Origin of the sequence: Bradyrhizobium sp. SZCCHNR1043 (assembly GCF_032489675.1) — a bacterium.
Lineage (GTDB): Bacteria > Pseudomonadota > Alphaproteobacteria > Rhizobiales > Xanthobacteraceae > Bradyrhizobium.
In genome coordinates, this window is sequence record NZ_JAUEYN010000007.1 from 52,378 (window position 1) to 65,870 (window position 13,493).

The following is a 13,493-nucleotide window of genomic DNA, read 5'->3' on the forward strand; positions in this document are numbered from 1 at the left end:
GGGCCAGTGGATGACTGACGCGAAATACGATGTTCTCGGGATCGGCAACGCGATCTTCGACGTGCTGGTGCATGCCGATGAAGCCTTTCTCGCCCGGCACGGCATGACCAAGGGCAGCATGGCGCTGATCGACGAGGCCCGTGCGGCCGCGATCTATGCCGATATGGGCCCGGCCACCGAGATGTCCGGCGGTTCGGGGGCCAACACCATCGCTGGCCTCGCCAGCCTGGGCGCGCGTGCCGCTTACGTGGGCAAGGTCAAGGACGACCAGATCGGCCGGATGTACAGGCATGATATCCGCGCCGCTGGCGTGACCTTCGATACCGCGCCCGCTGCCGACGGCCCGGCGACCGGCTGCTGCTACATCCTGGTGACCCCCGACGGCGAGCGCACCATGAACACCTATCTGGGCGCCGCGCAAAATCTCACCGCCGCGGACATCGATCCCGCGCAGATTGCGGCGGCGCGCTTCATCTATCTCGAAGGATATCTGTGGGACCCGAAGGACGCCAAGGATGCGTTCGTGAAGGCGGCGGCGATCGCGCATGACGCCGGACGCGAGGTCGCGCTGACCTTGTCGGATTCGTTCTGCGTCGATCGCTATCGCGAGGAGTTTCTCGACCTGATGCGCGGCGGCACCGTCGATCTCGTCTTCGCCAACGAGGCCGAGCTGCATTCGCTGTACCAGACCTCGGATTTCGACGGCGCCCTGAAGCAGTTGCGTGAGGACGCCACGCTCGGCATCGTCACCCGCAGCGAAAAGGGCTGCGTCGTGGTGTCGAACGACGGCGTGATCTCGGTGCCGGCGCATCCGATCGAGAGCCTGGTCGATACCACCGGCGCGGGCGATCTGTTCGCCGCCGGCTTCCTGTTCGGGCTGGTGCGCAAGACCGGTTACGAGATGGCCGGCCGCCTCGGCGGCCTTGCCGCGGCCGAGGTGATCCAGCACATCGGTGCAAGGCCGCAGGTGTCGCTGAAGGAATTGGCGGCCCAGAACGGACTGAAGGTGTAGGTCGAAGCTGTGGTCACGCGTTCTTTTTCACCGGAGACACAACTCTCTCCACCGTCATGGCCGGGCTTGACCCGGCCATCCACGTTCTATTGAGCTGCGGGACCGAAGACGTGGATGCCCGGGCCAAGCCCGGGCATGACGCCAACTAACTCATTCCGAGCTCACTCCGGTCAGTTGGCAGTCTGCTCACGCCGCCTTCTGTCCGCCCGCGGCATCGAGTCCGGCATAGACCCCGCGCTCGAAGCCTGCAAACGTCTCCAGGCACAGCCGGTCTGCGAACGGCAGGAGCTGCATCAGGATCACGCCGGTGACGTCGCGCGCCGGATCGATCCAGTAGTAGGTGTTGGCGAGGCCGGCCCAGGCGAGGCTGCCGGCACTGCGGCCTTCCGGCGTCTGCGCCGTCGTGATCATGAAGCTCAAGCCCCATTTCTTGACGATGTCGGGATAGAGATCGACGTCGTTGGTCACGCCGGGCACCGCCGCGGCCATCTTCGTCATCTCCAGCTCGCCGATATGGTTGTCGCGCATCGCCGCGACCGTCTCAGGCTTGAGTACCTGGTTGCCGTTGCCGCGGCCGTTGTTGAGGATCATCCGGGTGAAGCGGACGTAGTCGCCGGCGGTGCCGTAGAGCCCGCCGCCGCCCATGTGGAATTCCGGCTCCTGCTCGAGCTCGAACGGGATCGGCGCCAGGGTGCCGTCGTCGCCGCGGGCATGCATGCCGACCAGGCGGGCGCGCTGCGATGGACCGAGCTTGAAGCCGGTGTCGTCCATGCCGAGCGGCGCGAACAGATTGTCGCGCAGATAGGCGTCGAGCGTCTGGCCGCTCGCGGCCTCGACCGCCTTGCCGACGAAATCGATGTTGATGCCGTATTCCCAGCGCGTGCCGGGATCGGAGGCGAGCGGCAATTTGAGAGCGTCGTTCTTGCAGGTGATGATGCCCGGCGTGCCGGCCTTCTGTACATAGGTGGCCATGTCGCCGTTCCACATGTCGTAGCAGAAGCCGGCGGTGTGGGTCATCAGATGGCGCAGCGTGATCGCGGTCTTCGCCGGCCGCAGGATCGGCTCGCCATTGGCGTCGAAACCGTCGAGCACCTTGGGCGCGGCGAGGTCGGGCAGCACCGCGCCGATCGGGGCATCCAGCGACAACCGGCCCTGCTCGACCAGCTGCATCCCGGCCGCGCAGGTGATGGCCTTGGTCATCGAGGCGATCCAGAACACGCTGTCGGCGGTCATCGGATCGTCGCGGCCGAGGTCGCGCTTGCCGAAGGCGCCTTCATAGATGATGCCGTTGCTGTCAGCGGCGACGGCGACGACGCCGGGAATCTCTCCCGCCTCCGCCTTCTGCCGCAGCACGCCGTCGATGTCGGTCTTGTTCTGCATGGTCTCCTCCGTTCCGTTCTTGATGACGGTAGGCGATTGTTCCTCGGGCCGGCCCGGCCAGCAAGGACAGTCGGTCGAACGGCCGGTCGCGATCTCGTGATGATGCGGCGCGGACGAAGCAGGCGGGGACAACAGCGCCGCGGCAAGGCCACAGCGCTTCAATTTTTCGCCAGAATCATGATTAGTTCCACCCAGCCGCGAGGCCGACACATGGGGGCCATGTTCCCACCATGGGCTTGCGACTGTTGTGAGTTGCAACCATTTTTGCATTAAAGGGTTGAAGGACCGGCCTTTTCGAGCCGATGACGTGTTTTTGGCGGCAATGTCCGCCGTTGGGGGCGATATGATTTCGACGTGGAGCGAGTGGAGGCGGTATCCCCGCCCGGGGCGCGGTGACAATATCGAGGCACCGATCACGCCCGGCATCTATGAGGTGCGCATCGCTGCGACCGGTGCGCTGTATTCGTTCGGTGCGGTCGACAATGTGGCGCAGGCGCTGGCGCTCTTGCCCGTTGGCCACAAATCGTGGTTCGGGCGCCGCGATCCCGCCTCCTTGCCCGATCTCGAATACCGCACCTGCGCGACCTCGACCAAGGCCGACGCCAAGGCGGCGGCGGAGCGCATGATCGGCCGCCGCGAGACTTATTTGAGCGGCGCGGCCTGATCCTGGTCGACTCCTCATCATTCAGCATTTGGTGCCGTACAGGCACGGATCGCCGGATCGAATGTACCGTTGAGGAGGGGCACGAGCCGTGCGCCTCGGCCGGCGCGTGGCTATATTCGGGGGAAAGATCGCTCGTTTTCGAGGAGGAACCCGATGACACCGCCCGCCGCCCGCGCCTCCACTGCCGCTCCGAGCCTGCGTGACCGCCTGAAGGATCCGTCGCTGCTGCGCGAGCAGTGCTACATCGATGGTGCCTGGGTCGGCTCGCCGGTGTTCCCCGTCGTCAACCCAGCCACCGGCGCCGAGCTCGCCAAGGTGGCGCAGCTTGGTGCTGAAGAGACGACGCGGGCCGTCGATGCTGCCGCGCGCGCGTTCCCGGCCTGGGCCAGGCTGACCGCCAAGCAGCGCTCCAATACCTTGCGCAAATGGTTCGAGCTGATCACGGCCAACCGCGAGGACCTCGCGCTGATCCTCACCTCCGAGCAGGGCAAGCCGCTGACGGAGGCGCTCGGTGAGGTCGATATCGGCGCCGCCTATATCGAGTTCTTCGCCGAGGAGGCGCGCCGCGTCTATGGTGAGACCATCCCAACCCAGAAGCCGGATGCGCGCCTGTTGGCGTTGAAGCAGCCGATCGGCGTCTGCGGCGCCATCACGCCGTGGAATTTCCCGAACTCGATGATCACCCGCAAGGTGTCTCCCGCGCTCGCCGCCGGCTGCACCGTGGTGCTGAAGCCGGCCAACGAGACACCGCTATCAGCGCTGGCGCTCGCCGTGCTGGCCGAACGCGCCGGCTTGCCGAAGGGCGCGCTCAACATCATCACCGGCGATGCACCTGCGATCGGCAAGGTGCTGTGCGAGCATCCGTCCGTGCGCTTCGTCGGCTTCACCGGCTCGACCGAGGTCGGCAAGATCCTGTATCGCCAGTCCGCCGGCACGGTGAAGAAGCTCGGTCTCGAGCTCGGCGGCAACGCGCCGTTCGTGGTGTTCGACGATGCCGACGTCGATGCGGCTGTCGAAGGCGCCATGGTCTCGAAATATCGCAACATGGGCCAGACCTGCGTCTGCGCCAACCGCCTCTATGCGCAGGACGGCATCTACGACCAGTTCGTCGAGAGGCTCGCCGCCAAGGTCGCGGCGATGAAGATCGGCGACGGCACCGAGGCCGGCGTGACGCAGGGCCCGCTGATCAACGAGGAAGCGGTCGAGAAGGTCGAGCGCCACATCGCCGATGCGGTCAAAGGCGGGGCGAAGGTCGTCACCGGCGGCAAACGCCATGCGCTCGGCCGCACCTTCTTCGAGCCGACCGTGTTGTCGGACGTGAAGTCGGACGCGCTGGTCGCGCAGGAGGAGACGTTCGGCCCGCTCGCGCCGGTGATCCGGTTCAAGGACGAGGCCGACGTCATCGCGATGTGCAACGCCTCGCCGTTCGGTCTCGCCTCCTACTTCTACGCCCGCGATCTCGGCCGGGTCTGGCGGGTCGCGGAGGCGCTGGAGTCCGGCATGGTCGGCGTCAACACCGGCCTGATCACGACAGAGGTGGCGCCGTTCGGCGGCGTCAAGGAGAGCGGCCTCGGACGCGAGGGCTCGCACCACGGCATCGAGGAATATCTCGAGATCAAGTATGTGATGATGGCGGGGGTGTGAACTTTGGACGCCTGCGCTCAGGCCGTCTTGGGCAGCTTGTCCACCGGCACCATGTAGGACTTGTTGCCGACCTGGTAGATGACCTTGCCGGTCTTGCCGTCGTCGGTCGAGATCTGCGTCTGGCCGAACATGATGACGTTCTTGTAGACGATGCCGGTGCCCTGGCGCGTCACGCCATTGGCGGTGACGCTGACCTGCGCCTCCTTGCCGTTGACGGACAGCACGCGAAAGCTCGCGCTCATGCCGTTCTCGCCGGAATAGCCGGCCCAGCTCCCGGTCAAGTTGCTCTGTTCGGCGGGAGGCGCCTGCTTTTCCAGCATCGCCGTGGCCTTGCCGCCGCCGGCCGAGAACAGCAGCACCGCGTTCTTGCCGTTCTTGGTGCCGAGCGTGACGGACCCGAAGTCGATGGTCGAGCCGTTGACCTGGCCGATGCCGCGCTCGGTCCGTCCATTGTGGGTGTATTCCACCGTCGCCGCGGCGCCGCGAATGTTGACGACCTTGAAGCTCACCGCCTGGCCACTGGCAGTCCAGCTGCCTTTCCATTCGCCGAGCAGGTTGCTCTGGTGATAGACCCGCTCCATCGCGGGAGAGATCTGGCTGGTGCTTTGGACGATCGCCATGTGCTCTTCCGAAAAGTCTGAACGCTCTCTTCTCTATGTTTCTGATCGTTGCCGTCTGTTGCAAGAAGACGTAGGTCGATGAGGTTAACGGGTGATTAATGGCGCCTTGCCGGGCCGATGCGCCGCGCGCGACCTATCGCCTCAGTGCGGGATCTCCTTCAGGCTCAGCCGTCGCGCCGTCATGTCACCGCCGTATCCGGATGAACGCAAGCGCGCGCCGCCACGCGCCGTGCCCATCCAGGACAGCCGCTTGCCGAGAGCCGTCTGATCACCGACCATGCCGAATGTTTCCACTGACCTCGAGATTGCGAGCTCAACCATGACCGCGGCACCCGCGCGCACCGGCGTCGGCCGGCTTTCTGAAGCCGATGCGCATCGGCTGGAGGAGGACGGTTATCTGCTGCTGCGCGGTGCGATCCCGGCGGACTGGATCGCGCCACTGCGCGATGCGTTCGAGTCCGGCACGCTGCCCTCGGAGCAATGGCCGGTGCCGCGCGGCCGCGACTGGCGGCACGCCATGGTCGATCTCGATGCGACGGTGCAACAGGTCTGCCGCCTGCCGGTGATGCTTGCCGCCGTGCATCATGTCCTGAAGGCGCCGTTCTTCCTCGGCCAGGTCGAAGGGCGCGAGCCGTGTGCCGATGGCGGCGCGCAGCCGCTGCATCGCGACAGCGTCGAGCGTTGGCGCACCGACTCCGTCTCTGCGCTGGCCTTTCTCGATTCCTTCGGCCCCGACAATGGCGCCACGCAAGTGGCGTCAGGCTCGCATCGCCCCGACACGGACGATGCGCAGGCCGCGTCCTCGGCGTTCGTCACGGCGGGCGAGGCCGGCGACGTCCTGCTGTTCGACGTCAACATGCTGCACGGCGCCACGCGCAACCGCAGCGGCGCGCGCCGCCGCTCGCTGCTGATCACCTACGCCACCTCGGTGCAACTGGACGAGTGGCAACGGACCCGCGCCTTGCGCGCGGTGCGCATGGACCAGAACGAAATCTTCGGCGCGGAGTAGCCGCGCCATCCGCCGCACCTGCCAACCTTCCAGCCAAAATCCCGCAGAGAGGACGCTCATGAGGCTCTACGATTCCGCCACCGCGCCAAGCCCGCGCCGCGTGCGCATCTTCCTTGCGGAGAAGGGCCTCACGATTCCCACCGTCCAGTTCGACCTGCGCGCCGGCGAGCAGTTTCGGCCGGAATTTCGCGCGCTGAACCCGCAATGCACGGTTCCGGTCCTGGAGCTCGACAGCGGCGCTGCGATCACCGACATCATCGCGATCTGCCGCTACGTCGAGGAGCTGCATCCCGAGCCGGCTCTGATGGGACGCAATGCGGAGGAGCGCGCCGTGATCGAATGCTGGGTCCGGCGGATCGAGTGGGACGGCATCTATGCCATTCAGGAAGCGTTCCGAAACAGTGCGCCGGGGCTGGAGAGCCGCGCACTGCCCGGCCCGCTGCCGCTCGAGCAGATCCCGGCGCTCGCCGAGCGGGGGCGTCTGCGCGTCGCGCACTACTTCGCCTGGCTCGACGCGCGGCTGGCCGATCACGCCTTCGTCTGCGACTCCGACTTCACCATTGCCGACATCAGCGCCATGGTGACGGCGGATTTCGCGGCCCGCGCCAAGCTCGACCCACCGGATCATCTCCGCCATCTCAAGCGATGGTACGGCGAGGTGTCGAGCCGTCCGAGCGCAAAGGCTTAGGCCGGCTGTGCGGCGCGCGAGACCGCAGCGGCAGGTTCGCGCGCCGGGCCTTGAGGTTCCACAGCGCGATGTCGAGCGCCGACAGCGCCAGCACGGTCGGTCCGCCGCGTCCGCCAAAATGCAGGCCCCACCACACCCGGTGCCAGATCGCCTCGGTGTCGTCGGCCTCGTGACGCGTGATCAGTTCGGGAATCTCTCGTCCGAGGATATCGGCGACGGCGCCGCATGGCGGCCGGCCGTATCGGTATAGCCCACGCCCTCCGCGCCGTCGGCATCGCGCACGCGGCAGGTGATCAGCTCGAAGGCCGTCATCTCGCCATGCGTGCTGTCGGACGGCGTCACGCTGAGCGGAATGCGGTAGAGCCCGGTTTCCATCGTCGCGATCTGCGCCATCGGCGCGGGTCCTTCCCTGGAGTTACCTGCCAGGGTAGGCCTGCGGCGGACCGCGGGCAGTTGTTCATGCCATCGGCCTGATGCATCCGTTCGAGCGGCGGAGCCGATGCCTGCGTGAGCGCGGGGCGGAGCGGTCGTTTACGCTGCTCGCGGCCGCCGCTATGATTGGACATGTCTTCGGTTCACTCTGTCCTGCTCGACCTCGACGGCACCCTCATCGACTCCCAGCCCGGCATCGCCGCGAGCACCCTGGCCGCGTTGCGCGCGCTCGGGCATGCGCCGGACGAGACGCTCGATATCCGCAGTGTCATCGGGCCGCCGCTGCAGGACATGTTGCGGACGCTGCTGCTGGCCTATGACGACAACCGGGTCGACGAAGCGGTGACCGCCTATCGCCAGCATTACGGCGAGAGCGGGCTGTTCGGCAGCGAACTCTATCCCGGCATTCGCGACGCGCTGCACGAGATGCATGGCGCGGGCTTGCGGCTCTATCTCGCGACATCCAAACGGGAGGTGTTTGCGCGCCGCATCCTCGAGCATCTCGATCTTGCGTCGCTGTTCGACGCCATCCACGGCTCGGTGCCGTCAGGCATGCTGGACCACAAGCCGGAGCTGCTCACGCATATTCTCACTGAGCGGAATATCGCGCCGTCCCAGGGGATCATGGTCGGCGACCGCCGCCATGACATTGCTGGCGCCCACGCTGTCAGGATGCGCAGCCTGGGTGTGCTCTGGGGCTATGGCAGTCGCGACGAGCTCGAGACGGCCGGCGCCGACCGCCTCGTGGAAAGTCCCGCCGATCTCGCGCGCGTGGTTCTGGCGATACTGAAGGGATAGTTCTTTGGCCAAGCTTCCCGTCATTCCGGGGCAAGGCCGCAGGCCTTGAACCCGCAATCCCGACACGCAGGAGGATGAGTTGGGGACCGGGTCGAGTCTGCGGGACTTGCAATGGCCTCGACGGCCCGATTGGTCAATCTTGCACTGGAACCGGAAAGCCGAGAATATTCCTGGCAGCACAGCAGTCATCATAGGACTACCACGCACATGCAGTTCGACGACGTCATCCTCGGCCGCCGTAGCATCCGCGGCTACAAGCCAGATCCGGTGCCGCGGGCGCTGATCGAGGAAATCATTGCTCTGGCGATGCGCGCGCCGTCGTCGATGAACACCCAGCCGTGGAATTTCTACGTCATCACCGGCGAGCCGCTCAACCGCATCCGCGCCGGCAACACCGAGCGGATGCTGGCCGGCGTGCCGCAGTCGCGCGAGTTTCGCATCGGCCAGCCGTTCGACGGCGCGCACCGCGAGCGCCAGATCGGCGTCGCCAAGCAATTGTTCTCCGCGATGGGGATCGCGCGGGACGACAAGGAGAAGCGCCAGGACTGGGTGCTGCGCGGCTTCCGCCAGTTCGATGCGCCGGTCTGCATCATCGTCACCTATGACCGCGTGCTCGACGGCAGCGACGACACGCCGTTCGATTGCGGCGCCGTGACCACGGCGCTCGTCAACGCCGCCTGGTCGCGCGGCCTCGGCGCCGTCATCAACAGCCAGGGCATCATGCAATCGCCCGTGGTCCGCGAGCACGCCGGCATCGCCGACGATCAGGTCATCATGAAGAGCGTCGCGCTCGGCTGGCCCGATCATGATTTCCCGGCCAATGCCGTCGTGTCGGAGCGGAAGTCGGTGAAGGACGCGACGGTGTTCGTCGGGTTCGAGGACTAGACGGACATTTCGGGGACCGCAGGGGACAACAGACGCCGTGGCTTCGACAGCTCGAAAAATCACAGATGCCTTATTGGATCAGACGGATACTTCTCAAGTCTGGAGAGCTCGTTACCGAGAAGGAGCTCCGCCGGGATGAAAATTATTGCGAAGGTATCGCGCCGATCGTCGGAGAGGTTCTGACCGTGCACTGTCGCGGGCGGACGTTCCGCGCGGAAGTCGTCTGGGGAAACTGGCCCGGACGAGGTCATTCGGCCGATATGGTCGTGCCGCTCCGCGTCAAAGAGATCTAGCAGAAGAAACTCCGGCCAAAAAAGAACCTAGTCAGGGCGTCATTCGGCGCTGCCGATCGAGGCGAGGAGCACACGTCTTGCGTCAGCTATCGAAAAATTTGACGTCGAATTCCTCTTGCAGGATTTTGTTGTTGCTATTTTTCCGAAGTCGTGCTCTTGTCCGCGCATCCCGCCTCATGCAGAGGGACGTACGCGTCGTCACGATGCGTAGAGGCGGGGAGCGGTGGCCGTGTGCCTGTCAGGCGCTCTTGCGCTGACGAATGGCAGCGCGCGGACGGTCAAGCCGTGTGGTCCTGGCGCCCCGATGCTGGCGCCAAGCTCGCGATGACGTTCGTACGTCGTGGCGGGCGACGGGGGCAAATAAGCCGGTCCCCGAGGAGAGTACGGAGCAGCCGTTAAACCCATCGCGCAGGGAGGGCCGGGATGTCTCGGCTGAACCTTGTGGTACCTGCCGCCTGCATTTTTTGAGCAGGCGGGCCATGGGAGCAGCCAGCTCCCGGCCTTCCCTGTGCCCTCGGCATTTTCGAGGGTCTTGATGCGATCAACTCGGGCGCGATGGCGCCGCGGGATGTGTTGATGCGTCTGGGCGCATCATGATGGCCTCGCCGTGTGGGCCCCCACCCCCGACCCCTCCCCGCAAGGGGGAGGGGAGAAGAGAGAGCGAACCTCTCGCCAAATTCACTCGCAGAAGAGCGGAGAAGTATCGTGTCAGCGAAGAACGCGGCCGCGGATTGGCCCCTCCCCCTTGCGGGGAGGGGTCGGGGGTCCCCGAAGCACTCTGTTAGTTCTGAGCTCCTACGAGATAGCTCAAACCCAAGCGCGAACGTCGACGCGTGAACCTGCGATCCTCAGATCTTCAGCTCGCTTCCCGTCACCCGACGGAACGCTTCGAGATAGCGCTGGCTGGTGGCATCCACCACGCTCTGCGGCAAAGGCGGCGGCGGAGCCTCGCCATTCCAGCGGCCGGCCTTGCGTTCGCCGTCGAGATAGTCGCGCAGCGGCTGCTTGTCGAAGCTCGGCTGCGGCCGGCCCGGCTGATAGGCATCGACCGCCCAGAAGCGCGAACTATCAGGCGTCATCACCTCGTCGATCAGGATGATGTGGCCGTCCTTGTCGCGGCCGAACTCGAATTTTGTGTCGGCGATGATGATGCCCTGTTCGCGGGCCAGCGCCTCGCCGAGCGTATAGACCGCGCGCGTCATGCTCTCCAGCGTGTAGGCCGTCTCGTCGCCGACCGCCTCGCGCATCCGCGCGATCGTGATGTTCTCGTCATGGCCGGTCTCGGCCTTGGTCGCCGGGCTGAAGATCGCGGGCTCCAGCTTCTGACTCTCGACCAGGCCCGCAGGCAGCTGCTCGCCGGCGAGCGTGCCGCTCGCCGCGTATTCCTTCCACGCCGAGCCGGAGAGATAGCCGCGGATCACGCATTCGATCGGGAACACATTGGTGCGCTTGCACAGCATCGCCCGCCCGAGAATCTCCTGCCGGTGCGGCTTGAGCTCAGGCACTTGGTCGATGATCTCATCGGTGTCGGCCGAGATCATGTGGTGATGCACCACGCCTTCGAGCGCGTTGAACCAGTAGGCCGAGATCTGCGTCAGCACCGCGCCCTTCATCGGGATGGTTTCGTTCATCACCACGTCGAAGGCGGAGATGCGGTCGGTGGTGAGCAGCAGCACGCGGTCGTCACCGACGGCATAGATGTCGCGGACCTTGCCGCGGCCGATTTTCGGGAGCGGCAGATTGCTGGTGAGGAGCGTGGTCATCGTGCGGGGCTTTCGAAACGGGAGCGTTGCGCTCTCAATAGCCTATTCCGGCAGCGGAATGAACTCGTGCTCCTGGGGAACGGCGGCGAAGCGGCCGGTTTTCCAGTCCTGCTTGGCCTGCTCGATGCGCTCCTTGCTGGAGGAGACGAAATTCCACCACACGTGGCGCGGCCCTTCCAGCGCGTCGCCGCCGAGGAACATCATCCGGGTCGGCTTGACCGTGCGCACGCTGATGGCGTCTCCAGGGCGGAAGACCAGCAGCCGCGGTCCTTCGTGGCGTTCGCGCGCGATCTCGACCTCACCGTCGACGATATAGATCGCGCGCTCCTCGTGGTCGGGATCGAGCGGCACGACCGTGCCGGCCTGCGCGGTGACCTCGACATAGAACCAGGGCGAGACCATCGTCACCGGCGAGACCGCGCCGAACGCGCGGCCGGCGATGATGCGCGCGGAGAAGCCGGTGTCGCTGACCGTCGGCAGCGCGTCGGCCGCATAATGCTGGAAGCTCGGCGCGATCTCTTCGGATTCGACCGGCAGCGCGATCCAGCTCTGCAGGCCCAGCATCTTCTGCCCGTTCTGCCGCTGCAGGTCGGGCGTGCGCTCGGAATGCGCGATGCCGCGGCCCGCCGTCATCAGGTTCATCGCGCCGGGCTGGATCTCCCGCACGTTGCCCTCGCTGTCGCGATGCATGATGGCGCCGTCGAACAGATAGGTGACGGTGGCAAGGCCGATATGCGGATGTGGCCGCACGTCCATGCCCTTGCCGGACATGAACTGCACCGGGCCGAAATGATCGAAGAAGATGAACGGCCCGACCATCTGCCGGCGGCCATGCGGCAGCGCGCGACGCACCGCAAAGCCGTCGCCGAGATCGCGGGTGCGCGGCACGATGACGTGCTCCAGCGCGTCGCAGGATGTGGGATCGCCGAACTCGGGATCGATCGATGGCTGCCAGCTCATGGGGCGCTCCTGCAATGCGGTCGCGCGAGCTTAGCAGCTTTGCTGAGGCGACGGCAGGGCAGGAGGTCGCGGTGGCGGCGCGATTTGAACGAAGCGAAGCTCCGGCCTAGAGTTCCGGCGCTGACAACGGACCCATGACGATGACGCTCGAAAGCCTCGATCTCGCGCTTCGCGCCGCCGCTATCGCGCTGCTGGCCGTGCTCGCCGTCGCGCTGGGACGCGATCTCGGCAGGCAATGGCGCGGCCGGCTCGCGATCGCGCTGGCGCTGGGCTCGGCCGCGCATGCGGCGACCTTCAACATCGGCGGCACGGCTGCGCCATCGCTCGCTTCCGCGCCGCTGATTGCGCTGGCGACCGCCGATATCGTCGTGCTCTGGCTGTTCTGCCGCGCGCTGTTCGACGACGGCTTTGCGTTGCGTTGGCTGCACGGCCTGATCTGGCTCGCGGTGTTCGGCTTCAGCCTGCTGAGCTGTCTCGTGCTGGGGCCTGCCGGACATGGACGGCTCGTGATCGTCGCCAATAATGTGCTGGCTCTCGGCTTCCTTGGCCTGACCTTGGCGCAGACCATCCGCTCCTGGGCGGCGGATCTCGTCGAGGGGCGGCGGCGCATCCGCGCCTTCGTCGTCATCGCGGCGATGGCCTACGGCGGCGTCAACGCGCTGCTGCAGATCGCGTCCGCCGGCAGCGGGCCGTCGGAGCTCGCCAATGTCATCAATGCGGCGATGTTCTTGGGCGTGGTCGGCGCCGTTGCGTTGATGCTGCTCAAGGTCGGTGCCGGCGACGTGCTCGCGCCGGAGACCCCGCAGGTCGAGACGCCGAGCGTGGCAGCGGCTACCGTGGTCGTCCCAGGGGCGGAGACGGCGGCCAACCGCAAGCTGGTCGACGCACTGATGCGGCTGATGGCGAACGAGCGGATCTACCGCCAGGAGAACGTCACCATCGGCATGCTGGCGACGAAGCTCTCCATTCCTGAATACCGGCTGCGGCGGCTGATCAATGGCGAGCTCGGCTACCGCAATTTCAATACCTTCCTCAACGCCCACCGCATCGAGGAGGCCAAGGCCGCGCTGGCCGATCCGGCCCAGGCCGAGGTGCCCGTGATCACCATCGCGATGGACGCCGGGTTCCAGTCGCTTGGGCCCTTCAACCGCGCCTTCAAGGCGGTGACCGGGGTGACGCCGACCGAATACCGGCGCATGAGGCTGTCGGCGGCGTGATCTGTTCGGCCTTGAAACTGCAGAGGAATTCCAAAATCGGCGAGATCCCGGCGATTCTCGGCTGGGATGATTTCCGAAATCGGCGAGCGCCTGGGCCGCAGCCGCAGTCTGGTCCGGCAGATCCAACT

At 66.0% G+C, this 13,493-nt stretch carries 13 protein-coding genes and 1 pseudogene; 8 read left to right on the forward strand and 6 right to left on the reverse strand.

What is annotated here, in order from left to right:
* Positions 1-10 precede the first annotated feature (10 nt).
* Positions 11-1,012, forward strand: a complete 1,002-nt coding sequence (locus QX039_RS13635) for an adenosine kinase (RefSeq protein WP_315735562.1) — start codon at positions 11-13, stop codon at positions 1,010-1,012.
* A 186-nt stretch (positions 1,013-1,198) separates the two neighbouring features.
* Here the strand turns inward: QX039_RS13635 and QX039_RS13640 are convergent, their stop codons facing one another.
* Positions 1,199-2,392: a serine hydrolase domain-containing protein gene (locus QX039_RS13640; protein WP_315735560.1), complete on the reverse strand. Its 1,194-nt coding sequence runs from the start codon at positions 2,390-2,392 to the stop codon at positions 1,199-1,201.
* Between the two features lie 343 nt (positions 2,393-2,735).
* Between QX039_RS13640 and QX039_RS13645 the strand changes: the two genes are divergently transcribed.
* Together QX039_RS13645 and QX039_RS13650 are read left to right on the forward strand one after the other, a co-directional pair.
* Entirely contained in the window at positions 2,736-3,056 is a 321-nt protein-coding gene (locus QX039_RS13645; RefSeq protein ID WP_315735558.1) for a hypothetical protein, read from the forward strand.
* Positions 3,057-3,209: 153 nt separating this feature from the next.
* Positions 3,210-4,700 carry an NAD-dependent succinate-semialdehyde dehydrogenase gene (locus QX039_RS13650; protein ID WP_315735556.1) on the forward strand — a complete coding sequence of 497 codons (1,491 nt, stop codon included), beginning with the start codon at positions 3,210-3,212 and terminating at the stop codon, positions 4,698-4,700.
* Positions 4,701-4,717: 17 nt separating this feature from the next.
* On the opposite strand, the gene QX039_RS13655 is transcribed toward QX039_RS13650, so the two are convergent.
* The gene (locus QX039_RS13655; protein ID WP_315735555.1) at positions 4,718-5,320 is read right to left on the reverse strand and encodes a hypothetical protein; all 603 of its coding nucleotides are present in this window, start codon (positions 5,318-5,320) and stop codon (positions 4,718-4,720) included.
* Between the two features lie 141 nt (positions 5,321-5,461).
* Positions 5,462-5,599, reverse strand: coding sequence for a hypothetical protein (locus QX039_RS13660; protein ID WP_315735553.1), 138 nt, complete (start codon positions 5,597-5,599; stop codon positions 5,462-5,464).
* A 40-nt stretch (positions 5,600-5,639) separates the two neighbouring features.
* Between QX039_RS13660 and QX039_RS13665 the strand changes: the two genes are divergently transcribed.
* Positions 5,640-6,329: a phytanoyl-CoA dioxygenase family protein gene (locus QX039_RS13665; RefSeq protein ID WP_315773311.1), complete on the forward strand. Its 690-nt coding sequence runs from the start codon at positions 5,640-5,642 to the stop codon at positions 6,327-6,329.
* Between the two features lie 58 nt (positions 6,330-6,387).
* Positions 6,388-7,017, forward strand: a complete 630-nt coding sequence (locus QX039_RS13670) for a glutathione S-transferase (RefSeq protein WP_315735548.1) — start codon at positions 6,388-6,390, stop codon at positions 7,015-7,017.
* Positions 7,018-7,042: 25 nt separating this feature from the next.
* Here QX039_RS13670 and QX039_RS13675 read toward each other — a convergent pair.
* Positions 7,043-7,410: pseudogene (locus QX039_RS13675) on the reverse strand (uroporphyrinogen decarboxylase); the annotation flags it as partial.
* Between the two features lie 171 nt (positions 7,411-7,581).
* Here QX039_RS13675 and QX039_RS13680 point away from each other — a divergent pair.
* Positions 7,582-8,247: an HAD hydrolase-like protein gene (locus QX039_RS13680; RefSeq protein ID WP_315735545.1), complete on the forward strand. Its 666-nt coding sequence runs from the start codon at positions 7,582-7,584 to the stop codon at positions 8,245-8,247.
* A 207-nt stretch (positions 8,248-8,454) separates the two neighbouring features.
* The gene (locus tag QX039_RS13685; RefSeq protein ID WP_315735543.1) at positions 8,455-9,132 is read left to right on the forward strand and encodes a nitroreductase; all 678 of its coding nucleotides are present in this window, start codon (positions 8,455-8,457) and stop codon (positions 9,130-9,132) included.
* Between the two features lie 1,141 nt (positions 9,133-10,273).
* Here QX039_RS13685 and QX039_RS13690 read toward each other — a convergent pair.
* Both QX039_RS13690 and QX039_RS13695 read right to left on the reverse strand, forming a co-directional pair.
* The gene (locus tag QX039_RS13690) at positions 10,274-11,188 is read right to left on the reverse strand and encodes a phosphoribosylaminoimidazolesuccinocarboxamide synthase (protein ID WP_315735541.1); all 915 of its coding nucleotides are present in this window, start codon (positions 11,186-11,188) and stop codon (positions 10,274-10,276) included.
* 42 nt (positions 11,189-11,230) lie between these two features.
* Complete coding sequence (locus QX039_RS13695) at positions 11,231-12,148, reverse strand: pirin family protein (protein ID WP_315735540.1); 918 nt, start codon at positions 12,146-12,148, stop codon at positions 11,231-11,233.
* A gap of 140 nt (positions 12,149-12,288) precedes the next feature.
* On the opposite strand from QX039_RS13695, the gene QX039_RS13700 reads away from it, so the two are divergent.
* Positions 12,289-13,365, forward strand: a complete 1,077-nt coding sequence (locus QX039_RS13700) for a helix-turn-helix domain-containing protein (RefSeq protein WP_315773326.1) — start codon at positions 12,289-12,291, stop codon at positions 13,363-13,365.
* Positions 13,366-13,493: the final 128 nt, after the last annotated feature.